The sequence below is a fragment of the Pseudomonas sp. TE12234 genome (assembly GCF_054061835.1).
The window spans coordinates 101,153-124,279 of sequence record NZ_JBSSEP010000001.1; the positions used below are offsets into that span (position 1 = coordinate 101,153).

Sequence of the window (23,127 nt, forward strand, 5' to 3'; positions counted from 1 at the left end):
ACTCCCGCTCTTTAAATCGCAGCCCAAGAAACAGGTGAATTTCGTGAGCCAGCCTACGCCAGCCGTGCGTACCTTCCAAGACTTGATCCTCGCCCTCCAGCAATACTGGGCCGAGCAAGGTTGTGTGGTACTTCAGCCCTACGATATGGAAGTAGGCGCCGGCACTTTCCACACCGCAACATTCCTGCGCGCCATTGGCCCGGAAACCTGGAACGCCGCCTATGTGCAGCCAAGTCGCCGCCCGACTGACGGCCGCTATGGCGAAAACCCGAACCGACTGCAGCACTACTACCAGTTCCAGGTAGTCCTGAAGCCGAACCCGGACAACTTCCAGGAGCTGTACCTGGGCTCCCTCAAGCACGTGGGCCTGGACCCATTGGTGCACGACATCCGCTTCGTCGAAGATAACTGGGAATCGCCGACCCTCGGCGCCTGGGGTCTGGGCTGGGAAGTCTGGCTCAACGGCATGGAAGTGACGCAGTTCACTTACTTCCAGCAAGCGGGCGGTATCGAGTGCTACCCGGTGACGGGCGAGATCACTTACGGCCTGGAACGTCTGGCCATGTACCTGCAAGGCGTGGACTCGGTCTACGACCTGGTCTGGGCTGACGGTCCGTTCGGCAAAGTGACCTACGGCGACGTGTTCCACCAGAACGAAGTGGAGCAGTCGACCTACAACTTCGAACACGCCAACGTCGAGAAGCTGTTCGAGCTGTTCGATTTTTATGAAAGCGAAGCCAAGCGCCTGATCGAACTCGACCAGCCGCTGCCGTTGCCGAGCTACGAAATGGTGTTGAAGGCCTCCCATACCTTCAACCTGCTGGATGCGCGCCGGGCAATCTCGGTAACCGCGCGTCAGCAATACATTCTGCGTGTGCGCACCCTGGCGCGTTCCGTGGCGCAAGCCTACCTGCTGGCTCGCGCCAAGCTGGGCTTCCCGATGGCAACCCCGGACCTGCGTGATGAAGTACTGGCCAAGCTGGAGGCTGCACAATGAGTGCTCTGGATTTTCTGGTTGAACTGGGCACTGAAGAACTGCCACCCAAAGCCCTGAACACCCTGGCCGAAGCGTTTCTGGCCGGTATCGACAAGGGCCTGCAAGCGGCCGGCCTGAACTACGAGACCAAAACCGTTTATGCCGCGCCGCGTCGTCTGGCCGTGCTGATCACCTCGCTGGCCACTCAGCAGCCCGATCGCAGCATCAACCTCGATGGCCCGCCACGTCAGGCTGCGTTCGATGCCGAAGGCAATCCGACCCAAGCGGCACTGGGCTTTGCCAAGAAGTGCGGCGTCGACCTGAGCGAAATCGATCAGAGCGGCCCGAAACTGCGCTACAGCCAAAACATCGCCGGCAAGCCGACCGCGAGCCTGCTGCCGACCATCGTCGAAGATTCCCTGAATGACCTGCCGATTCCCAAGCGTATGCGCTGGGGTGCTCGCAAGGAAGAATTCGTTCGCCCGACCCAATGGCTGGTAATGCTGCTCGGTGACCAGGTCATCGACTGCACCATCCTCGCCCAGAAGGCCGGCCGCGACTCCCGTGGTCACCGCTTCCATCACCCGCAAAACGTGCGCATCGGTTCGCCGTCCAGCTACCTGGCTGACCTGCGCGCCGCTTACGTCCTGGCTGACGCAAACGAGCGTCGCGACATCATCAGCAAGCGCACCGAAGAGCTGGCAACCCGTCAGGAAGGCACCGCGATCGTGCCGCCGGACCTGCTCGACGAAGTGACCGCGCTGGTTGAATGGCCGGTGCCGCTGGTGTGCTCGTTCGAAGAGCGCTTCCTTGAAGTGCCGCAAGAAGCCTTGATCACCACCATGCAGGACAACCAGAAGTATTTCTGCCTGCTGGATGCCGACGGCAAGTTGCTGCCACGTTTCATTACCGTGGCCAACATCGAGAGCAAAGACCCGCAGCAGATCATCGCCGGTAACGAAAAAGTGGTTCGCCCACGCCTGACCGACGCCGAGTTCTTCTTCAAGCAAGACAAGAAGCAGAAACTCGAAGACTTCAACCTGCGCCTGCAAAACGTGGTGTTCCAGGAAAAACTCGGCAGCGTCTATGACAAGGCCGAACGTGTTTCCAAACTGGCTGCGTTCATCGCTCAGCGCATCGGCGGCAACGCCGCGTGGGCTGCCCGCGCAGGCCTGCTGTCCAAGTGCGACCTGGCGACCGAAATGGTCGGCGAGTTCCCGGAGATGCAGGGTGTCGCCGGCTACTATTACGCCCTCAACGATGGCGAGCCGGAAGACGTTGCACTGGCGCTGAACGAGCAATACATGCCTCGCGGTGCCGGCGCCGAGCTGCCGACCACCCTGACCGGTGCGGCCGTGGCCATCGCTGACAAACTGGATACCCTGGTCGGTATTTTCGGCATCGGTATGCTGCCAACCGGCAGTAAAGATCCGTATGCCTTGCGCCGTGCCGCATTGGGCGTATTGCGCATCCTGATCGACAAGAAACTCGACCTCGACCTGACCGACGCCGTGGCTTTCGCCGTGAATGCGTTCGGTGCCAAGGTCAAGGCTAGCGGCCTGAACGACGTGGTACTGGAGTTCATCTTCGACCGTCTGCGTGCTCGTTATGAGGACGAAGGTGTCGACGTCGCGACCTACCTGTCGGTGCGCGCCCTGAAGCCGGGTTCGGCCCTGGACTTCGACCAGCGCGTACAAGCGGTGGAAGCCTTCCGCAAGTTACCGGAAGCCGCTGCCCTGGCTGCAGTGAACAAACGCGTTTCGAATCTGCTGAGCAAAGTGGAAGGCTCCGTGCCGACCGTCGTGGAAGCCAAGTACTTCGACAATGCCAACGAGTTCTCCCTGTACTCGGCGATCCAGCAGGCAGACCAGGCTGTTCAACCGATGGCTGCAGCGCGTCAGTACAGCGAATCCCTGGCACGCCTGGCCGCCTTGCGCGAGCCGGTGGATGCGTTCTTCGAAGCCGTGATGGTCAACGCGGAAGACGCGAAAGTTCGCGCCAACCGTTATGCGTTGCTGGCGCGTCTGCGGGGACTGTTCCTCGGCGTCGCCGATATTTCATTGCTGGGCTGAGGGACTGCTGTTGAAACTGCTGATACTCGATCGGGACGGGGTGATCAATTACGACTCCGACGCTTACATCAAGTCAGTGGAGGAGTGGATACCGCTCCCCGGTTCGATCGAAGCCATCGCGCAGTTGAGCAAGGCCGGCTGGACGGTAGCGGTGGCTACCAACCAGTCCGGCATCGCTCGCGGCTATTACGACATCGCTACCCTGGACGCCATGCACGAGCGCTTGCGCTCGCTGGTGGCGGAGCAGGGCGGCGAAGTCGGCTTGATCGTCTACTGCCCGCATGGGCCGGACGAAGGCTGCGATTGCCGCAAGCCAAAACCCGGGATGTTGAAAAACATCGCCGCACATTACAACGTATCGCTGACTAATCTATGGTTCGTCGGCGATAGTCTCGGTGACCTGGAAGCCGCCAAAGCCGTCGATTCTCAGCCAGTTTTAGTTAAGACCGGAAAGGGCGAAAAGACTTTGGGCAAGAGCCTGCCGGTGGGCACTTTGATTTTCGACGATCTGGCGGCGATTGCCGCAGAACTTATCAACAATTAGAGCGCTCTCGAACTCCTGACCAGGGAATGTTCGGGAGTGCGCTTGAACAGTCGGGCAGTGCCCGTAACGGTAAACGTCGCCATGTCGATACTGCAGGCCATCAGAACCTTCCTCTTTTACCTGCTGCTGGGCACCAGCTCCTTGCTGTGGTGCAGCCTGAGCTTTTTTATCGCGCCATTTCTGCCGTTCAAGGCGCGCTATCGCTTCATCAACGTTTATTGGTGTCGCTGCGCCTTGTGGCTGAGCAAGGTGTTTCTGGGTATCAGCTACGAGGTGAAGGGCGCCGAGAACGTACCAGACCGGCCCTGCGTGATTCAGTCGAACCACCAGAGCACCTGGGAGACGTTCTTTCTCTCGGCCTACTTCGAACCCTTGAGCCAGGTGCTCAAGCGTGAGTTGCTCTATGTGCCGTTCTTCGGCTGGGCCATGGCCATGCTGCGTCCGATTGCCATCGACCGGGACAACCCTAAAGCCGCCCTCAAGCATGTAGCGAAGAAAGGCGACGAGCTGCTCAAGGACAATGTCTGGGTGCTGATCTTCCCCGAAGGTACACGTGTCCCTTACGGCACCATCGGCAAATTCTCCCGCGGCGGATCCGCTTTGGCGGTGAATGCTGATCTGCCAGTGCTGCCCATTGCGCACAATGCCGGCAAGTTCTGGCCGAAAACCGGTTGGGCGAAAAAGCAGGGTGTCATCACCGTGATCATCGGAGCCCCCATGTATGCAGAAGGCAATGGACCTCGATCCATTGCCGATTTGAATGATCGGGTCCAGGCCTGGAACGAGCAGATGCAAAGGGAAATGGGCTCGCTGCCACCCGCTCCACAAGCGCCATTGGCCAATGACCAGGTGACTGTCTGACCTTCTGTGGATAACCTGTGTACCGTTTGTTCAAAAAGCGTCGAATATTGTTTTTAACTTACTGATTTATATAGATATTTTAAAAACGCCAAAAAAACCGAAAACCGTGCATAAGTTTTTTTCGGGCGCAAAAAAACCGGCTGATATAGCCGGTTTTTTTATGCCTGCGAGATGGCTGTTTCAATCATTTGGTTCTGCAACAAAAAAGGCCAACGCATGACGTTGGCCTTTTTCGTTTGACAAGTTAAACGAGGATCAGAAGTCCAGGTTGGAAACCGCCAGGGCGTTGCTTTCGATGAAGTCACGGCGAGGTTCGACCGCATCACCCATCAGGGTGTTGAAGATCTGATCTGCACCAATGGCGTCTTCGATCGTGACTTTGAGCATACGGCGCGAGCTTGGGTCCATGGTGGTTTCCCACAGCTGATCCGGGTTCATCTCGCCCAGACCTTTGTATCGCTGGATGGTGTGGCGCTTGGTGCTTTCGGCCATCAGCCACTCAAGGGCTTCCTTGAACTCGGTAACCTGCTTCTTGCGCTCACCACGCTGGATGTACGCGCCCTCGTCCAGCAAGGTGCTCAGTTGGGCCCCCAGGGAAACAACGGTCTTGTAGTCGTTGCTGCCGAAGAAGTCGCGGTTGAAGGTGACGTAGTTCGACAGGCCGTGGGAGATCAGCTCGACCTCAGGCAGCCATACGTTACGCTCACGGTCTTCGCGCAGGCTGGCCTTGTAGACCAGGCCGGACTTCTCGACGGTACGCAGACGCACTTCGTACTGGGCCAGCCAATCCTGCATCGCTGCGTGATCGGACAGTTGCTCCAGGCTGACGGCAGGCAGGTAGATGAAGTGCTCGGTCAGTTCCTGTGGATACAGGCGCGAAAGACGCTTGAGGGTCTTCATCACCAGGCGGAAGTCGTTCACCAGGCGCTCAAGGGCTTCGCCGGAGATACCCGGCGCTTCCTCGTTCAAGTGCAGGCTCGCATCTTCCAGGGCCGACTGCGTCATGTACTCTTCCATGGCGTCGTCGTCTTTGATGTATTGCTCTTGCTTGCCTTTCTTGACCTTGTACAGCGGCGGCTGAGCGATATAGATGTAGCCACGCTCGATCAGCTCCGGCAACTGACGGAAGAAGAAGGTCAGCAGCAGGGTACGGATGTGCGAACCGTCGACGTCAGCGTCGGTCATGATGATGATGTTGTGATAGCGCAGCTTGTCGATGTTGTACTCATCGCGACCGATGCCGCAACCCAACGCAGTGATCAAGGTGCCCACTTCCTGGGAAGAGATCATCTTGTCGAAACGCGCTTTTTCGACGTTCAGGATCTTGCCCTTCAGGGGCAGAATCGCCTGGGTCTTGCGGTTACGACCCTGCTTGGCGGAGCCGCCAGCAGAGTCACCTTCCACGAGGTACAGTTCAGACAGGGCAGGGTCCTTTTCCTGGCAGTCAGCCAGTTTGCCCGGCAAGCCCGCAATATCCAGCGCGCCTTTACGACGGGTCATCTCACGAGCCTTGCGCGCCGCTTCACGGGCACGGGCGGCGTCGATCATCTTGCCGACCACGAGTTTGGCTTCGTTCGGGTTTTCCAGCAGGAAGTCGGAGAAGTACTTGCCCATTTCCTGTTCGACCGCTGTCTTCACTTCGGAAGACACCAGCTTGTCTTTGGTCTGGGAGCTGAACTTCGGATCAGGCACTTTCACCGAAATGATCGCGGTCAGGCCTTCACGGGCATCGTCGCCAGTGGTGGCAACTTTATGCTTCTTCGCCAGGCCTTCGGCTTCAATGTAGGTGTTCAGGTTACGCGTCAGTGCGGAGCGGAAACCCACCAGGTGAGTACCGCCATCGCGCTGTGGAATGTTGTTGGTGAAGCACAACAGGTTCTCGTTGAAGCTGTCGTTCCACTGCAGGGCGATTTCCACGCCAATGCCGTCTTCACGCTGGATGTTGAAGTGGAACACCTGGTTGACCGGCGTCTTGTTGGTGTTCAGGTATTCAACGAACGCCCGCAGACCACCTTCGTACTTGAACAGTTCTTCCTTGCCGCTGCGCTCATCCTTGAGGACGATGCCGACACCGGAGTTGAGGAAGGACAGTTCACGAATCCGCTTGGCCAGGATGTCCCAACTGAAGTGGATGTTCTTGAAGGTTTCGCTGGAAGCCTTGAAGTGGATCTGGGTACCGGTGGTTTCACTGTCACCGACAATTTTCATCGGTTCCTGCGGAACGCCATGCACGTAAGTCTGTTCCCAGATCTTGCCGCTGCGACGTACCGTCAGGACCAGTTGTTCGGACAATGCGTTTACAACCGACACACCTACACCGTGCAGACCGCCGGATACTTTGTAGGAGTTGTCATCGAACTTACCGCCGGCGTGCAGCACGGTCATGATGACCTCGGCTGCCGAAACGCCTTCTTCTTTGTGCACGTCTACCGGGATGCCACGGCCGTTGTCGCGAACGGTGATGGATTCATCCGGATGGATGATGATACTGATGTCGTCGCAGTGGCCGGCCAGCGCTTCGTCGATCGAGTTATCGACCACCTCGAACACCATGTGGTGCAGACCGCTGCCATCGTCGGTGTCACCAATGTACATACCGGGACGTTTGCGTACGGCATCCAGGCCTTTCAGCACTTTAATGCTCGTTGAGTCGTACGTATTTTCTTCGCTCAATGCCTTCACTCCCGATGGTCGTGGGTCTGGGTGATACGGCCCTGTTCCACGTGGAACAGAGCGACTGGCGTTTCCGTCTGCCAGCCTTCCCTCAATAATTCGTGATCTACACAGGTGATAAACACCTGGCAGCGTAAGTCTTCCAGCAAGCGGCAAAGCGCGCGGCGGTGTTGCTCGTCCAGTTCGGACGGCAAGTCATCCACCAGATAAATACACTGACCGCGACGGGCCTGGCTGACCAGGTGCCCTTGGGCAATCCGCAATGCACAGACAACCAGCTTTTGCTGGCCGCGGGACAATATATCCGCGGCATTATGAGCGCCCAATCTGAGGCGCAAATCAGCGCGTTGTGGTCCGGCCTGGGTATGCCCTATTTGCTGATCCCGCTGAAGGGACCCGGCAAGCACAGAGCTCAGCTCACGGTCCTTATCCCAACCTCGGTAATAGCTGAGCGTTAAGCCCTCGAGCTCAACCAGTTCACTCAAGGTCTGTTCAAAGACTGGTTTCAAGGCTTTGATGTAAGCGCGGCGGTATTCATCAATTTCAGCGCTGGCCTGGCACAGTTCCCTGTCCCAAACCGCTTGCGAAACGGCGTCAAGTGTACCATGCCGCAGCCAAGAGTTTCTCTGACGCAGGGCCTTCTGCAAGCGCTGCCAGGTGGACATGAAACGAGGTTCCACGTGGAACACGCCCCAGTCGAGAAACTGTCGACGAATCTTAGGCGCGCCTTCCAGCAAGCGAAAACTGTCGGGGTTGATCAACTGCAAAGGCAGGATCTCTGCCAGTTGCGCCGCGCTACGGGCATTCTGGCCGTCGATGCGGATCTGGAACTCCCCTTGGCGATCGCGAGAGATACCCAACGCGCTGTGCCCACCCTCGGCAAGCTCTACCTGCCCGAACACCGTGCAAGCCAATTGCTCGTACTGAATGACTGGTAACAGACGGGTGCTGCGAAACGAACGGGCAAGCCCCAGCAGGTGTATGGCTTCCAGAACACTGGTTTTGCCGCTGCCGTTGGCGCCGTAAAGAATGTTGATTCGGGGGGAGGGGGAGAAGGTCACCGGGTGCAGATTACGCACCGCGGTGACCGAGACGCGACTTAAGGACATCTAGCTTCTGCTGAGCATGATTACAGACGCATCGGCATGACAACGTAGGCCGAATCGTCGTTGTCGGACTCTTGCACCAGCGCGCTGCTGTTGGAGTCGGACAGGATCAGACGAACCTGCTCGGTGGTCATCACGCCCAGTACGTCGAGCAAGTAGCTGACGTTGAAGCCGATCTCAAGGGAGCCGCCGTTGTATTCAACGCCGACTTCTTCTTCCGCCTCTTCCTGCTCCGGGTTGTTCGCCTGGATCTTCAGTTGACCATTGGCCAGTTGCAGGCGGATGCCACGGTATTTCTCGTTGGACAGAATCGCGGTACGGCTGAAGGCTTCGCGCAATGCCTGGCGGTCGCCGAGTACCAGCTTGTCACCGCCTTTCGGCAGAACGCGCTCGTAATCCGGGAATTTACCGTCGACCAGTTTGGAGGTGAAGGTGAACTCGCCGGTGGTGGCACGAATGTGATGCTGACCCAGGACAATGCTGACGATGCCGTCCGGCTCGGTCAGGAGGCGGGCAAGTTCAAGAATACCTTTGCGCGGTACGATGACCTGATGGCGATCCGGCTGACCGATATCGGCCTGCATCGAGCACATGGCCAGACGATGGCCGTCAGTGGCGACAGCGCGAATGACACCGGCAGAAACTTCAAGCAGCATGCCGTTCAGGTAGTAACGCACGTCCTGCTGGGCCATGGCGAAACTGGTGCGCTCGATGAGGCGACGCAGTTTGCTTTGCTCCAGGCTGCAGGTCAGCGAACCCGGGCCTTCTTCAACCGTCGGGAAATCATTGGCCGGCAGGGTCGACAGGGTAAAGCGGCTACGTCCGGCCTTTACCACCAGCTTCTGCTCGTCGACCTTGATATCGATCACCGCATCGTTCGGCAGGCTTTTGCAAATATCCATCAGTTTGCGCGCAGGCACGGTGATGGAACCTGGTTCGACAGGCTCTTCGAGTTGAACACGACCGACCAGCTCGACTTCCAGGTCGGTACCGGTCAGCGACAGTTGCTGGCCTTCGACAACCAGCAGCACGTTGGAGAGCACCGGCAAGGTCTGGCGGCGCTCGACGACGCCTGCGACCAGTTGCAGGGGTTTCAACAGGGCTTCGCGTTGAATGGTGAAATGCATGGTCTAGTCCCTTGCCTTAATAAGCTGCGCTGGTGTTCATCAAGTGGTCAGTGTACGCAGCAGGTTCTTGTAGTCCTCGCGGATGTCCGCGTCGGATTCCTTAAGTTCGTTGATCTTGCGGCAGGCGTGCAACACCGTCGTGTGATCGCGACCGCCAAACACATCGCCAATTTCCGGCAGGCTGTGGTTGGTCAGCTCCTTGGACAACGCCATGGCGACCTGACGCGGACGGGCGACCGAACGCGAACGGCGTTTGGACAGCAAGTCAGAGATCTTGATCTTGTAGTACTCGGCGACAGTGCGCTGAATGTTATCCACAGAGACCAGTTTATCTTGCAGCGCCAGCAAGTCTTTCAGGGATTCACGAATCAACTCGATGGTGATGTCGCGCCCCATGAAGTGCGAGTGGGCAATCACGCGTTTTAGCGCGCCTTCCAGCTCCCGTACGTTGGAGCGAATGCGCTGGGCAATGAAGAACGCCGCATCATGGGGCAGTTCGACCTTGGCCTGGTCGGCCTTTTTCATCAGGATCGCCACACGGGTTTCCAGCTCGGGAGGCTCGACGGCTACCGTCAGGCCCCAGCCGAAGCGGGATTTCAGGCGCTCTTCAAGGCCTTCGATTTCCTTCGGGTAGCGGTCACTGGTGAGAATGACCTGCTGACCACCTTCAAGCAGTGCGTTGAAGGTGTGGAAAAACTCTTCCTGGGAACGTTCCTTGCGGGCGAAGAACTGAATGTCGTCGATCAGCAAGGCGTCCACCGAACGGTAGAAACGCTTGAACTCGTTGATCGCGTTCAGTTGCAGGGCCTTGACCATGTCGGCCACGAAGCGTTCGGAATGCAGATACACGACCTTGGCATTCGGGTTCTTCTTTAATAGGTGGTTACCCACAGCGTGCATCAAGTGGGTTTTACCCAAACCCACACCACCATAAAGGAAGAGCGGGTTGTAACCGTGCTTGGGGTTGTCCGCCACTTGCCAGGCCGCAGCCCGGGCCAGTTGGTTGGACTTGCCCTCAACGAAGTTTTCGAAGGTAAAGGTACGGTTCAGGTAGCTGGTGTGCTTGAGCGCGCCCTCAACCTGCACGGTGCGTTGTTCAGAACGAACCGGTGCCTGCTGGGAGCTGGCGCCAGCCATCGGATCGAAGCTGTCGCGCGAAGGCTCTTCTTCAGTGACCTCGGCCACTTTTTGCGTGGCACGCTTGGTTGGAGCCGCCGCCGGTGGTGGTGCGCTGACCGGTGCAGCCGCAGCCTGAGCCTGGGAGGCCGCAGCCGCCAGCGGAGCATTCGGCGCGGCACGCGGCGCCGAGCTGCGTTTGCTGCCTATTAATAAGGAAAGCGCTGGCGCCATGCCATTGCCATGCTCGTCCAGCAACTCCAGGACGCGGCTCAGGTATTTTTCGTTGACCCAGTCCAGCACAAAACGATTGGGTGCATAGACACGCAACTCGTCGCCTTCAGCTTCGACCTGTAGTGGACGGATCCAAGTGTTGAATTGTTGGGCAGGCAGCTCATCGCGCAAAAGCTCCACGCACTGCTGCCAAAGTTCCACTGACACGGATATCCCCTAAGTTGAAAGCCGGTGAGGCAAAAACAAGCGGCCATTGTAGCGACCAGACGCCGACTTATCCACATGAAGGTTGATCACCAGCCAAGAAGAATCAACGTTTTATACGCAAAAAAGACGACCAATGGTCTGTGAATAAGCTCTGTGGATAACCGGGTCTGAGCTCATTGCACAACTGGGGGTGAAAGTCGGTGGATAACCTGCCTGTGGATAAGACACTCTTTCGCCCACAGGTTATCCGACAGTGCAGCACAGGCTGAACACGGTTTTCCACTGTAGTTGTCATTCTCTGTACATCACGTGTTAAAAGGCCTGAAGCCAGTTATCCACAGATGACCGCGCCGCTAGCTTTTATAAGCTTTACAAAAAAGCTTTAAATACTTTCCTTCTTTAATTTTATGTTTGGCGAAGGAAGGTCGCACTGCAAAACGTCCGAAGATCTATTTATAAGAAACGTTGGTTGGAAATTGACCTAGAGGCTTGCTTTCTCTAGAATCCCCGGTCTCTTAAAACGGGGGCCATTCCGGCCCGTTGTGGACGAACCAGGTAACACGACAATGAAACGTACTTTCCAACCAAGCACTATCAAACGCGCTCGTACCCACGGTTTCCGTGCTCGCATGGCTACCAAGAACGGTCGTGCCGTCCTGTCGCGTCGTCGCGCCAAAGGTCGTGCGCGTCTGGCAGTTTGATAATCCGGCACTGGAGGTGAGTCAGGACTTCAGTCGGGAAAAGCGTCTGCTTACTCCCCGGCATTTCAAGGCAGTCTTTGACTCCCCTACCGGCAAGGTTCCGGGGAAAAATCTCCTGCTCCTTGCGCGCAACAACGATCTTGATCACCCCCGTCTCGGGCTGGTTATCGGGAAAAAGAGCGTAAAGCTCTCCGTCGAGCGCAATCGCCTCAAACGTCTGATGCGCGAATCGTTTCGCCTGCACCAGGATTCACTGGTCGGTTGGGACATTGTTATCGTCGCGCGCAAAGGTTTAGGTGACGTAGAAAACCCCGAATTGATTCAGCATTTCGGCAAGCTCTGGAAACGACTGGCACGCAGCACGCCGGTACCAGCAGTGAAAACCGAAACTGTAGGGGTAGACAGTCCAGATGCGTAAACTGGCACTCGTTCCGATCCAGTTTTACCGCTATGCCATTAGTCCCCTGATGGCCAATCACTGTCGTTTCTACCCCAGTTGTTCCTGCTACGCGTTAGAAGCCATCGAAAATCATGGCCTCCTGCGCGGTGGCTGGTTGACCTTTCGTCGTTTAGGTCGCTGTCATCCGTGGAATCCCGGTGGTTATGACCCGGTTCCACCTATCCCTACCTCCCGTTCTTCTTCGATGGCCGAGTAATCATGGATATCAAACGCACGATCCTGATCGTCGCCCTGGCAATCGTGTCCTACGTTATGGTTCTTAAATGGAACCAGGACTATGGCCAGGCTGCCCTGCCGACTCAGAATGTTGCTTCCAGTACTTCCGCACCGGGCCTCCCGGATACGGCAACTGGCAATAAAGCGTCCGTCAGTGACGACATTCCGCGCGCCGCAAACGATACCAGCGCACCTGCCGAAACTCCGGTAGCTGCAAGCACCGACCTCATCCAGATCAAAACGGATGTGCTCGATCTGGCTATCGATCCACAAGGTGGTGATGTTGCGCAGCTGAAATTGCCGCTGTATCCACGTCGCCAGGACCATCCGGAAATTCCATTCCAGCTGTTCGATAACGGCAACGAGCGGACTTATCTGGCTCAGAGTGGCTTGATCGGAAGCAACGGCCCGGACGCAAGTCCTGCCGGTCGTCCGGTTTACTCCTCGGAGAAGAAGATCTATCAACTGGCTGATGGTCAGGACCAATTGGTCGTGGACCTGAAGTTCAGCAAGGACGGCGTCAATTACATCAAGCGTTTCACCCTGAAGCGTGGCCTGTATGACGTAACCGTTTCCTACCTGATCGACAACGAAAGCACTCAGCCGTGGTCCGGTGCAATGTTCGCGCAATTGAAGCGTGACGCCAGCGCCGATCCGTCTTCCAGCACCGCCACCGGTACCGCGACTTACCTGGGTGCTGCCCTGTGGACAAGTTCCGAGCCGTACAAGAAAGTGTCCATGAAGGACATGGACAAAGGACAGCTGAAAGAAAACGTTACCGGCGGTTGGGTAGCCTGGCTGCAACACTACTTCGTGACTGCCTGGATTCCGGCCAAGGGCGAAAACAACGTCGTCCAGACCCGTAAAGACAGCAAAGGCAACTACATCATTGGCTACACCGGTCCATCCTTGACCGTTGCGCCAGGTGCCAAGGCTGAAACCAGCGCTGTTTTGTATGCAGGTCCGAAAAGCCAGGCTGTGCTGAAACAATTGTCCCCAGGTCTGGAACTGACCGTTGACTACGGCATTCTGTGGTTCATCGCTCAACCGATCTTCTGGCTGCTGCAACACATCCACGCCATTGTGGGTAACTGGGGCTTCTCGATCATTTTCCTGACCATGCTGATCAAGGGGCTTTTCTTCCCGTTGTCGGCCGCCAGCTACAAATCCATGGCGCGCATGCGTGCAGTGGCCCCAAGACTGGCCGCGCTGAAAGAGCAACATGGCGATGACCGGCAGAAAATGTCGCAGGCCATGATGGAGCTGTACAAGAAAGAGAAGATCAATCCGCTGGGTGGTTGCTTGCCAATCCTCGTGCAGATGCCGGTTTTCCTATCGCTGTACTGGGTTCTGCTGGAAAGCGTCGAAATGCGTCAGGCTCCGTTCATCCTGTGGATTACAGACCTGTCGATCAAGGATCCGTTCTTCATTCTGCCGATCATCATGGGTGCAACCATGTTCATCCAGCAGCAGTTGAACCCGACACCGCCGGATCCGATGCAGGCCAAAGTGATGAAGCTGATGCCAATCATCTTCACCTTCTTCTTCCTGTGGTTCCCGGCTGGTCTGGTGCTGTACTGGGTAGTGAACAACTGCCTGTCCATCGCCCAACAGTGGTACATCACTCGTAAGATCGAAGCAGCTACCAAAGCGGCTGCCTGACTTACACTGTGGATAACCACTCAAGACGCCCCCTAGTGGGGCGTTTTGCTATCTGTCACTTTTGTCTGGATACCGGTTTATGAGCGCTCCTCGTGAAACCATCGCCGCCGTCGCCACCGCCCAAGGTCGCGGAGGCGTTGGCATCGTCCGCATTTCCGGGCCGTTGGCCAGCGCTGCGGCCAAGGCCTTCAGTGGTCGTGAGCTCAAGCCAAGATTTGCTCATTACGGGCCGTTCCTCGGCGCCAACGACGAGGTGCTGGACCAAGGCATCGTGCTGTATTTCCCGGGCCCCAACTCGTTCACCGGCGAAGATGTCCTGGAATTGCAGGGGCACGGTGGCCCTATTGTTCTGGATATGCTGCTCAAGCGCTGCCTGGAATTGGGCTGTCGCCTCGCCCGGCCGGGTGAATTCAGCGAGCGCGCTTTCCTGAACGACAAACTCGACCTGGCCCAGGCCGAAGCGATTGCTGACTTGATCGAAGCCAGTTCGGCCCAGGCGGCCCGAAATGCGCTGCGTTCCCTGCAGGGGGCATTCTCGGCGCGTGTGCATAACCTCACGGAACAACTGATCGGCTTGCGGATTTATGTCGAAGCCGCCATCGACTTCCCTGAAGAAGAAATCGATTTCCTCGCCGATGGCCACGTGTTGAGCATGCTCGACAAGGTACGCGACGAGTTATCCACCGTAATGCGCGAAGCCGGGCAGGGCGCGTTGTTACGTGATGGCATGACCGTTGTCATTGCCGGCCGACCGAATGCCGGCAAATCCAGTCTGCTCAATGCCCTGGCTGGTCGTGAAGCGGCAATCGTGACTGAAATTGCCGGCACTACCCGCGACGTACTGCGCGAACATATCCACATCGATGGCATGCCCCTGCATGTCGTCGACACCGCGGGACTTCGTGACACCGATGATCATGTGGAAAAGATCGGTGTAGAGCGGGCATTGAAAGCCATTGGCGAGGCAGATCGAGTGTTGCTGGTCGTCGATGCCACGGCCCCCGAAGCAGTGGATCCCTTCGCACTGTGGCCGGAATTCCTCGAAACCCGCCCCGATCCGGCAAAGGTCACACTGATCCGGAACAAGGCAGACCTCACGGGTGAAACGATCGCCATGGATGTCAGTGACGATGGCCATGTCACCATCAGCCTGAGCGCCAAGTCCGCAGGCGCAGGGCTGGAGCTGCTGCGCGATCACCTCAAGGCCTGCATGGGTTATGAACAGACCTCGGAAAGCAGCTTCAGCGCGCGCCGGCGTCATCTTGAGGCATTGCGACACGCCAGCGCTTCCCTTGAGCACGGTCGCGCTCAACTGACATTGGCGGGTGCTGGAGAATTGCTCGCCGAAGATTTGCGCCTGGCTCAGCAATTTTTGGGCGAAATCACCGGCGCCTTCAGCTCCGATGACTTGTTGGGCCGGATCTTCTCCAGCTTCTGCATCGGTAAATAACCCCCCTCGTTGTCCACAGACAGGCCATTCGTGCCTGTCTGTTCTCCCTCTTTTCCACACCAGCCTGCTATGCCGAGCGGAGTTTTTTCCGCGCTGGCGGATTTTCTGTGCCCTGGATTTGCTCAATCAGCTGTTTTCTGTGGATTAAGCCCTGTGAATAACCTCCGCTAAGGGCAGTTGATAACAAGGCCCGAAAACTGAAGATAACCGCCTCTGTGGATAACCACTACTTTAATCCACAGGCTTACACCGGTTATCCAAGGACCTCATTGGCACATGACCACAGGGTTTTGAATCGCTGTACACATCGAAAATAAAGGGCTGCGTCGATCTATCCACAGAAAGGCAGGTCAGTAGAAATAAACATAAAAACAAAGATTTAATAAATTTCTCTCTTTTTAATTTCTATAACTCCGACTTCTCCACAGCTGGTTAATTTTTGTGCAAAGGGTTCTTTAGGAAGGGGGAAGTCCCTATACTTGTCGACCAGGTCCAAAAACCTGAGCTCAAACTATTCCTGAATTACCTACTTAAGCAGGCACGAGGTGCGTGGTGGATTTCCCTTCCCGTTTTGAAGTGATCGTCATCGGCGGCGGTCATGCCGGTACCGAGGCAGCACTGGCCTCAGCACGTATGGGGGTGAAAACCCTGTTGCTGACGCATAACGTGGAAACCCTCGGTGCCATGAGCTGCAACCCCGCTATTGGCGGCATTGGCAAAAGCCATCTGGTCAAGGAAATCGACGCCCTGGGCGGTGCGATGGCCCTGGCCACCGATAAAGGTGGTATTCAATTTCGCGTATTGAACAGCCGCAAAGGCCCAGCCGTGCGCGCCACTCGCGCTCAGGCCGATCGGATTCTCTACAAGGCTGCTGTCCGCGAAATTCTGGAAAACCAGCCGAACCTGTGGATATTTCAACAGGCTGCAGATGATCTGATCGTCGAGCAGGAGCAAGTACGCGGCGTAGTGACCCAGATGGGTCTGCGTTTCCTGGCGGATTCAGTGGTTTTGACCACGGGTACGTTCCTGGGTGGACTTATCCACATCGGTCTGCAGAATTTTTCTGGTGGTCGCGCCGGTGATCCACCGTCCATCGCCCTAGCTCACCGTCTACGTGAACTGCCGCTGCGCGTCGGTCGCCTGAAAACCGGTACGCCGCCGCGTATTGACGCCCGCTCTGTGGATTTCTCGGTGATGACCGAGCAAGCCGGCGATACGCCAATCCCGGTGATGTCGTTCATGGGCAACAAGGAACAGCATCCACGCCAAGTCAGTTGCTGGATTACCCACACGAACGCCCGCACCCACGAAATCATTGCCGCGAACCTCGACCGTTCGCCGATGTATTCCGCTGCTGGTGAGATCGAAGGCATCGGCCCTCGTTATTGCCCGTCGATCGAAGACAAGATCCATCGCTTTGCCGACAAGGAAAGCCATCAGGTTTTCATCGAACCGGAAGGTCTGACGACAAACGAGCTGTACCCGAACGGGATATCCACATCCTTGCCGTTCGACGTCCAGCTGCAGATCGTGCAATCGATCCGTGGCATGGAAAATGCGCACATCGTGCGTCCGGGCTACGCCATCGAGTACGACTACTTTGATCCGCGGGACCTGAAATACAGCCTGGAAACCAAGGTGATCGGCGGTCTCTTCTTCGCCGGACAGATCAATGGCACCACCGGTTACGAAGAAGCCGGCGCCCAGGGTTTGTTGGCCGGGACCAACGCAGCACTGCGTGCGCAGGGCAAAGATGCCTGGTGCCCGCGTCGCGATGAAGCCTACATCGGCGTGTTGGTCGACGACCTGATTACCCTCGGTACTCAAGAACCGTATCGGATGTTCACTTCTCGTGCTGAATACCGTTTGATCCTGCGCGAAGACAACGCCGACCTGCGCTTGACCGAAAAAGGTCGCGAGCTGGGTCTGGTGGATGACATCCGCTGGGCGGCTTTCTGCAAAAAGCGCGAAAGCATCGAACTGGAAGAGCAGCGCCTGAAAAGCACCTGGGTACGCCCGGGTACCGAGCAAGGTGCTGCGATTGCCGAAAAATTCGGCACGCCGCTGACCCACGAATACAACTTGCTGAATCTCTTGAGTCGTCCAGAAATCGACTACGCTGGTCTGATCGCAGTGACCGGTGGGGGCGCAGACGATCCACAGGTCGCCGAACAGGTCGAAATCAAGACCAAGTACGCCGGCTACATCGATCGCCAACAGGATGAAATCGCTCGTCTGCGGGCCAGTGAAGACACCAGACTGCCTGTGGATATCGATTACACGAACATTTCCGGTCTCTCTAAAGAGATCCAGAGCAAGCTCGGTGCGACTCGCCCGGAAACCTTGGGTCAGGCCTCGCGTATTCCGGGCGTTACGCCGGCAGCCATTTCGCTGTTGATGATTCATTTGAAAAAACGCGGCGCGGGCCGTCAGTTGGAGCAAAGCGCTTGAGTTCGTTGGTCACCTCGCAACATGCAGAAGAGTTATCCACAGGTGCTCGCCAGCTCGGTGTTGCTCTGACCGAAACCCAGCATGCGCAGTTGCTGGGTTATCTGGCCCTGTTGATCAAATGGAACAAGGCTTACAACCTGACCGCCGTGCGCGATCCAGACGAGATGGTGTCCCGTCACTTGCTCGATAGTCTGAGCGTGATGTCGTTCATCGAAAACGGTCGCTGGCTCGACGTGGGCAGCGGCGGCGGCATGCCGGGGATTCCATTGGCGATCCTGTTTCCAGAGTCCCAGGTGACCTGCCTGGACAGCAACGGCAAGAAAACCCGCTTCCTGACCCAGGTCAAACTCGAACTCAAACTGGATAACCTGCAAGTTATCCACAGTCGTGTCGAAGCCTTCCAGCCTGCTCAGCCATTCAACGGGATCATTTCCCGGGCGTTCAGCAGCATGGAGAACTTCACCAACTGGACTCGCCACCTCGGCGACACCGATACACGTTGGCTGGCAATGAAGGGCGTTCATCCCGCCGATGAGCTGGTAGCATTGCCGGCAGACTTCCACCTCGATAGCGAACACGCCCTGGCCGTACCCGGTTGCCAAGGCCAACGCCATCTGCTGATACTGCGCCGCACGGCATGATTGGGAACACAAGCAAGAATGGCTAAGGTATTCGCGATAGCGAACCAAAAGGGTGGTGTGGGCAAGACCACCACCTGCATCAACCTCGCGGCATCCCTGGTAGCGACCAAGCGCCGGGTGTTGCTGATCGATCTCGATCCACAAGGCAACGCCACCATGGGGAGCGGTGTGGATAAACACGGTCTGGAAAACTCGGTCTACGACCTGTTGATCGGCGAGTGCGACCTGGCTCAGGCCATGCACTTCTCCGAACATGGTGGTTACCAGTTATTGCCGGCCAACCGCGACCTGACCGCCGCTGAAGTGGTTCTGTTGGAAATGCAGATGAAGGAAAGCCGCCTGCGCAGCGCGTTGGCGCCGATTCGCGAGAATTACGACTACATCCTGATCGACTGTCCGCCGTCGCTGTCGATGCTGACGCTGAACGCACTTGTCGCGGCCGATGGGGTCATTATCCCCATGCAGTGCGAGTACTTCGCACTGGAAGGGTTGAGCGACCTTGTGGATAACATCAAGCGTATCGCCGAATTGCTGAACCCTGACCTCAAGGTCGAAGGTCTGCTGCGCACGATGTACGACCCGCGCCTGAGCCTGATGAACGACGTGTCGGCGCAGCTCAAGGAACACTTCGGTGAGCAACTCTACGACACCGTCATTCCACGCAACATCCGTCTGGCCGAAGCTCCTAGCTACGGCATGCCGGCGCTGGCGTACGACAAATCATCCCGTGGCGCTGTTGCCTACCTGGCTCTGGCCGGCGAGATGGTTCGTCGTCAACGCAAAAACTCACGTATCGCCGCTGCCCAGCCAACTTAAGGAATCCCCATGGCCGTCAAGAAACGAGGTCTCGGACGTGGACTGGATGCACTGCTGAGTGGTCCGACCGTCAGCGCGCTGGAAGAACAAGCGATACAAGCCGATCAGCGCGAGCTGCAACATCTGCCGCTGGATTTGCTCCAGCGCGGCAAGTACCAGCCTCGCCGCGATATGGATGCTCAGGCGCTCGAGGAGCTGGCGCAGTCGATCAAGGCCCAGGGCGTCATGCAGCCGATTGTGGTTCGTCCGATCGGTGGTGGCCGCTTCGAAATCATCGCCGGTGAACGCCGTTGGCGCGCGAGCCAACAGGCCGGTCAGGAAACGATCCCGGCAATGGTCCGCGATGTACCGGATGAAACCGCGATTGCCATCGCGCTGATCGAGAACATCCAGCGCGAAGACCTTAACCCGATCGAAGAAGCGGTGGCCCTGCAGCGTTTGCAGCAGGAATTCCAGCTGACCCAGCAACAAGTGGCCGAAGCTGTGGGTAAGTCCCGAGTGACGGTGGCCAATTTATTGCGCCTGATTTCATTGCCGGAAGTTATCAAGACGATGCTTTCTCACGGCGACCTAGAAATGGGTCATGCCCGTGCTTTGCTCGGTTTGCCGGATAATCAACAAGTTGAGGGGGCGCGACATGTTGTCGCACGCGGGCTCACTGTGCGCCAAACTGAGGCACTGGTTCGCCAGTGGTTGAGTGGTAAACCGGAGCCTGTTGAACCGGTAAAACCAGACCCGGATATCGCTCGACTGGAGCAGCGTCTGGCCGAGCGCCTAGGCTCTGCGGTGCAGATCCGCCACGGTAAGAAGGGTAAAGGGCAGTTGGTAATTGGCTACAACTCCCTGGATGAGCTACAAGGTGTACTCGCTCATATTCGCTGAAACATTTCCTCATGTAGCGCGCAGTCGGAAATCACTACCTGATAGTTGAATAGGGGCTGAACCGCCCCTATACTCTGCGCGCATTTTGTCGGCACAAATTATGCCAAGTTGTTGCATTTCGGCAGCCGACCATTGGAGAGCAATAGTGATGGAAACCCGCACGCCAAACCGCTTGCCGTTCCATCGTCTGGCAGTATTTCCGGTGTTAATGGCTCAATTTGTCATTTTGCTGATTGCCGCTTTGGCGCTCTGGCAATGGTATGGAGTCGTTGCCGGGTACTCGGGACTTTGCGGAGGCCTGATAGCCTTGCTGCCCAATGTTTATTTCGCTCACAGGGCATTTCGGTTTTCCGGCGCCCGAGCAGCTCAAGCCATCGTCCGGTCTTTTTATGCCGGCGAGGCGGGCAAACTGATTTTGACGGCAGTGCTCTTTGCATTGACGTTTGCAGGTGTGAAGCCATTGGCGCCGCTAGCTGTATTCGGCGTCTTCGTGTTGACCCAACTGGTCAGCTGGTTCGCGCCCCTGCTGATGAGAACAAGACTTTCGAGACCTTAGGGCGTTTGAGGCAACCATGGCAGAAACAACCGCTTCGGGCTATATCCAGCACCACTTGCAGAACCTGACTTTCGGTCAGCACCCTACCGGCGGCTGGGGCTTTGCCCACACCGCAGCAGAAGCCAAGGAAATGGGCTTCTGGGCTTTCCACGTCGATACTCTCGGCTGGTCGGTCGCACTGGGTCTGATTTTCGTTCTTCTTTTCCGCATGGCGGCAAAGAAAGCGACTTCCGGTCAACCAGGGGCTTTGCAGAACTTCGTTGAAGTATTGGTCGAATTCGTCGATGGCAGCGTGAAAGACAGCTTCCATGGCCGTAGCCCGGTGATTGCGCCGCTGGCACTGACCATCTTCGTCTGGGTGTTCCTGATGAACGCCGTCGACCTGGTACCGGTCGACTGGATTCCTCAGCTGGCCATCCTGATTTCCGGCGACCACCACATCCCGTTCCGCGCCGTGTCGACCACCGACCCGAACGCGACCCTGGGTATGGCGTTCTCGGTTTTCGCACTGATCATTTTCTATAGCATCAAGGTCAAGGGCCTCGGCGGCTTCATCGGCGAGCTGACCCTGCACCCGTTCGGCAGCAAGAACATCTTCGTTCAAGCCCTGCTGATCCCGGTGAACTTCCTGCTGGAATTCGTGACCCTGATCGCAAAACCGATCTCCCTGGCTCTGCGTCTGTTCGGCAACATGTACGCCGGCGAGCTGGTGTTCATTTTGATCGCCGTGATGTTCGGCAGCGGTCTGCTCTGGCTTAGTGGCCTGGGCGTAGTTCTGCAGTGGGCGTGGGCTGTGTTCCACATCCTGATCATCACCCTGCAGGCGTTCATCTTCATGATGCTGACCATCGTTTACCTGTCGATGGCGCACGAAGAAAACCATTAAGACCAGTCTCGACTAGTCTGATGTCCCTCCCGGTCAAACGGGAGGGTGCTCCTCACGGGGCATCTGAAACGATTTGTTTTACCGCTTTAATCTAAAAAACCTAAACCATACGACGTAAAAGTCGGGAGGAAAGATGGAAACTGTAGTTGGTCTAACCGCTATCGCTGTTGCACTGTTGATCGGCCTGGGCGCACTGGGTACCGCAATTGGTTTCGGCCTGCTGGGCGGCAAGTTCCTGGAAGGCGCAGCGCGTCAGCCAGAAATGGTTCCAATGCTGCAAGTTAAAATGTTCATCGTTGCCGGTCTGCTCGACGCCGTAACCATGATCGGTGTTGGTATCGCTCTGTTCTTCACCTTTGCGAACCCGTTCGTTGGTCAGATCGCTGGCTAATTACTCGGATCTTCCGAGTAATTTGATGTGATGGACAACGTAACTGCGAGGTGTTGGCGTGAACATTAATGCGACCCTGATTGGCCAGTCCGTTGCGTTCCTGATTTTTGTACTGTTCTGCATGAAGTTCGTATGGCCTCCGGTCATCACGGCGCTGCACGAACGTCAAAAGAAGATCGCGGATGGACTGGACGCTGCCAGCCGAGCAGCTCGCGACCTGGAGTTGGCCCAAGAGAAAGCGGGTCAACAACTGCGCGAAGCGAAAGCTCAGGCAGCTGAAATCATCGAGCAAGCCAAGAAGCGCGGTTCTCAGATCGTCGACGAAGCCCGTGAACAGGCTCGCGTCGAAGCTGACCGTGTGAAGGCTCAGGCTCAGGCCGAGATCGAACAGGAACTGAATAGCGTCAAAGACGCGCTGCGCGCCCAAGTGGGTAGCCTGGCCGTTGGCGGTGCCGCGAAGATCCTGGGTGCCACAATCGATCAAAACGCGCACGCAGAGCTGGTTAACCAACTGGCTGCTGAAATCTAAGCGAGGGCGATCATGGCAGAACTGACCACGTTGGCCCGACCTTACGCTAAGGCGGCCTTCGAGCACGCTCAGGCCCACCAGCAACTGGCCAATTGGTCAGCCATGCTCGGCCTGGCAGCAGCGGTGTCGCAAGACGACACCATGCTGCGCGTGCTCAAGGCCCCGCGACTGACGAGCGCAGAAAAGGCCGCCACGTTCATTGACGTGTGCGGCGACAAGTTCGATGCCAAGGCACAGAATTTCATCCACGTCGTTGCCGAAAACGACCGTCTCCCGCTGTTGCCGGAGATTGCCGCCCTGTTTGACCTGTACAAGGCCGAGCAGGAGAAGTCGGTAGATGTGGAAGTGACCAGTGCATTTGCATTGAACCAAGAACAGCAAGACAAACTCGCCAAGGTTCTCAGTGCACGACTCAACCGGGAAGTGCGCCTGCAAGTCGAGGAAGACAGTTCCCTTATTGGGGGTGTTGTCATCCGCGCCGGCGACCTGGTTATCGATGGCTCGATTCGCGGCAAAATCGCGAAACTTGCCGAAGCATTGAAATCTTGAGTTTGAAGGGGCAGCAGAGCA

Annotated in this window: 22 protein-coding genes; 18 read left to right on the top strand and 4 right to left on the bottom strand. The window is 57.0% G+C overall.

Features of this window, described 5'->3' with window-relative positions; all coding sequences use genetic code 11:
• The first annotated feature begins 43 nt into the window (after positions 1-43).
• The 4 genes from glyQ (at position 44) to ACVWYU_RS00540 (ending at position 4,453) form a co-directional block, all read left to right on the top strand.
• On the top strand, positions 44-997 hold the full coding sequence (gene glyQ, locus ACVWYU_RS00525) for a glycine--tRNA ligase subunit alpha (RefSeq protein ID WP_003213601.1): 954 nt from the start codon (positions 44-46) through the stop codon (positions 995-997).
• Positions 994-3,048, top strand: a complete 2,055-nt coding sequence (glyS, locus tag ACVWYU_RS00530) for a glycine--tRNA ligase subunit beta (RefSeq protein ID WP_457371655.1) — start codon at positions 994-996, stop codon at positions 3,046-3,048. The genes glyQ and glyS overlap by 4 nt, the downstream gene beginning before the upstream one ends.
• Before the next feature lie 4 nt (positions 3,049-3,052).
• A complete protein-coding gene (gene gmhB / locus ACVWYU_RS00535; RefSeq protein ID WP_162842401.1) occupies positions 3,053-3,592 on the top strand; it encodes a D-glycero-beta-D-manno-heptose 1,7-bisphosphate 7-phosphatase in 540 nt (179 codons plus the stop codon).
• 81 nt (positions 3,593-3,673) lie between these two features.
• Positions 3,674-4,453 carry a lysophospholipid acyltransferase family protein gene (locus ACVWYU_RS00540; protein WP_457371656.1) on the top strand — a complete coding sequence of 260 codons (780 nt, stop codon included), beginning with the start codon at positions 3,674-3,676 and terminating at the stop codon, positions 4,451-4,453.
• Positions 4,454-4,708: 255 nt separating this feature from the next.
• Here the strand turns inward: ACVWYU_RS00540 and gyrB are convergent, their stop codons facing one another.
• Genes gyrB through dnaA form a run of 4 tightly spaced genes read right to left on the bottom strand, consistent with a single transcriptional unit; the run spans position 4,709 to position 10,916 of the window.
• The gene (gyrB, locus tag ACVWYU_RS00545) at positions 4,709-7,126 is read right to left on the bottom strand and encodes a DNA topoisomerase (ATP-hydrolyzing) subunit B (protein WP_090327618.1); all 2,418 of its coding nucleotides are present in this window, start codon (positions 7,124-7,126) and stop codon (positions 4,709-4,711) included.
• Between the two features lie 5 nt (positions 7,127-7,131).
• Positions 7,132-8,235: a DNA replication/repair protein RecF gene (recF, locus tag ACVWYU_RS00550; protein WP_457371657.1), complete on the bottom strand. Its 1,104-nt coding sequence runs from the start codon at positions 8,233-8,235 to the stop codon at positions 7,132-7,134.
• Between the two features lie 20 nt (positions 8,236-8,255).
• A complete protein-coding gene (gene dnaN, locus ACVWYU_RS00555) occupies positions 8,256-9,359 on the bottom strand; it encodes a DNA polymerase III subunit beta (protein ID WP_457371658.1) in 1,104 nt (367 codons plus the stop codon).
• Positions 9,360-9,398: 39 nt separating this feature from the next.
• Positions 9,399-10,916 carry a chromosomal replication initiator protein DnaA gene (dnaA, locus tag ACVWYU_RS00560; protein ID WP_457371659.1) on the bottom strand — a complete coding sequence of 506 codons (1,518 nt, stop codon included), beginning with the start codon at positions 10,914-10,916 and terminating at the stop codon, positions 9,399-9,401.
• 566 nt (positions 10,917-11,482) lie between these two features.
• Here dnaA and rpmH point away from each other — a divergent pair.
• The 14 genes from rpmH to ACVWYU_RS00630 all read left to right on the top strand — a co-directional run bounded on the left by rpmH (position 11,483) and on the right by ACVWYU_RS00630 (position 23,106).
• Complete coding sequence (gene rpmH / locus ACVWYU_RS00565; protein WP_003213577.1) at positions 11,483-11,617, top strand: 50S ribosomal protein L34; 135 nt, start codon at positions 11,483-11,485, stop codon at positions 11,615-11,617.
• 16 nt (positions 11,618-11,633) lie between these two features.
• The gene (gene rnpA / locus ACVWYU_RS00570) at positions 11,634-12,035 is read left to right on the top strand and encodes a ribonuclease P protein component (protein ID WP_027926203.1); all 402 of its coding nucleotides are present in this window, start codon (positions 11,634-11,636) and stop codon (positions 12,033-12,035) included.
• Complete coding sequence (gene yidD / locus ACVWYU_RS00575; protein WP_003213574.1) at positions 12,028-12,273, top strand: membrane protein insertion efficiency factor YidD; 246 nt, start codon at positions 12,028-12,030, stop codon at positions 12,271-12,273. Before rnpA ends, yidD begins: the two co-directional genes overlap by 8 nt.
• 2 nt (positions 12,274-12,275) lie before the next feature.
• Positions 12,276-13,955 (top strand): membrane protein insertase YidC, encoded by a 1,680-nt coding sequence (yidC, locus tag ACVWYU_RS00580; RefSeq protein WP_247255213.1) that lies wholly within the window; start codon positions 12,276-12,278, stop codon positions 13,953-13,955.
• Positions 13,956-14,034: 79 nt separating this feature from the next.
• Positions 14,035-15,405 (top strand): tRNA uridine-5-carboxymethylaminomethyl(34) synthesis GTPase MnmE, encoded by a 1,371-nt coding sequence (gene mnmE, locus ACVWYU_RS00585; protein ID WP_247255214.1) that lies wholly within the window; start codon positions 14,035-14,037, stop codon positions 15,403-15,405.
• A gap of 552 nt (positions 15,406-15,957) precedes the next feature.
• Positions 15,958-17,856: a tRNA uridine-5-carboxymethylaminomethyl(34) synthesis enzyme MnmG gene (gene mnmG / locus ACVWYU_RS00590; protein ID WP_457371660.1), complete on the top strand. Its 1,899-nt coding sequence runs from the start codon at positions 15,958-15,960 to the stop codon at positions 17,854-17,856.
• Positions 17,853-18,497 (top strand): 16S rRNA (guanine(527)-N(7))-methyltransferase RsmG, encoded by a 645-nt coding sequence (rsmG, locus tag ACVWYU_RS00595; RefSeq protein WP_090326944.1) that lies wholly within the window; start codon positions 17,853-17,855, stop codon positions 18,495-18,497. Before mnmG ends, rsmG begins: the two co-directional genes overlap by 4 nt.
• 18 nt (positions 18,498-18,515) lie before the next feature.
• Positions 18,516-19,313, top strand: a complete 798-nt coding sequence (locus ACVWYU_RS00600; protein WP_090326941.1) for a ParA family protein — start codon at positions 18,516-18,518, stop codon at positions 19,311-19,313.
• A 9-nt stretch (positions 19,314-19,322) separates the two neighbouring features.
• Positions 19,323-20,195: a ParB/RepB/Spo0J family partition protein gene (locus ACVWYU_RS00605; protein ID WP_047535612.1), complete on the top strand. Its 873-nt coding sequence runs from the start codon at positions 19,323-19,325 to the stop codon at positions 20,193-20,195.
• Positions 20,196-20,343: 148 nt separating this feature from the next.
• On the top strand, positions 20,344-20,751 hold the full coding sequence (locus ACVWYU_RS00610; RefSeq protein ID WP_047535609.1) for a F0F1 ATP synthase subunit I: 408 nt from the start codon (positions 20,344-20,346) through the stop codon (positions 20,749-20,751).
• Positions 20,752-20,767: 16 nt separating this feature from the next.
• Positions 20,768-21,637, top strand: a complete 870-nt coding sequence (atpB, locus tag ACVWYU_RS00615) for a F0F1 ATP synthase subunit A (RefSeq protein ID WP_007969902.1) — start codon at positions 20,768-20,770, stop codon at positions 21,635-21,637.
• 133 nt (positions 21,638-21,770) lie between these two features.
• Positions 21,771-22,028, top strand: a complete 258-nt coding sequence (gene atpE, locus ACVWYU_RS00620; protein ID WP_003097235.1) for a F0F1 ATP synthase subunit C — start codon at positions 21,771-21,773, stop codon at positions 22,026-22,028.
• 58 nt (positions 22,029-22,086) lie between these two features.
• Positions 22,087-22,557 carry a F0F1 ATP synthase subunit B gene (locus tag ACVWYU_RS00625; RefSeq protein ID WP_090326939.1) on the top strand — a complete coding sequence of 157 codons (471 nt, stop codon included), beginning with the start codon at positions 22,087-22,089 and terminating at the stop codon, positions 22,555-22,557.
• Positions 22,558-22,569: 12 nt separating this feature from the next.
• The gene (locus ACVWYU_RS00630) at positions 22,570-23,106 is read left to right on the top strand and encodes a F0F1 ATP synthase subunit delta (RefSeq protein ID WP_090326933.1); all 537 of its coding nucleotides are present in this window, start codon (positions 22,570-22,572) and stop codon (positions 23,104-23,106) included.
• Positions 23,107-23,127: the final 21 nt, after the last annotated feature.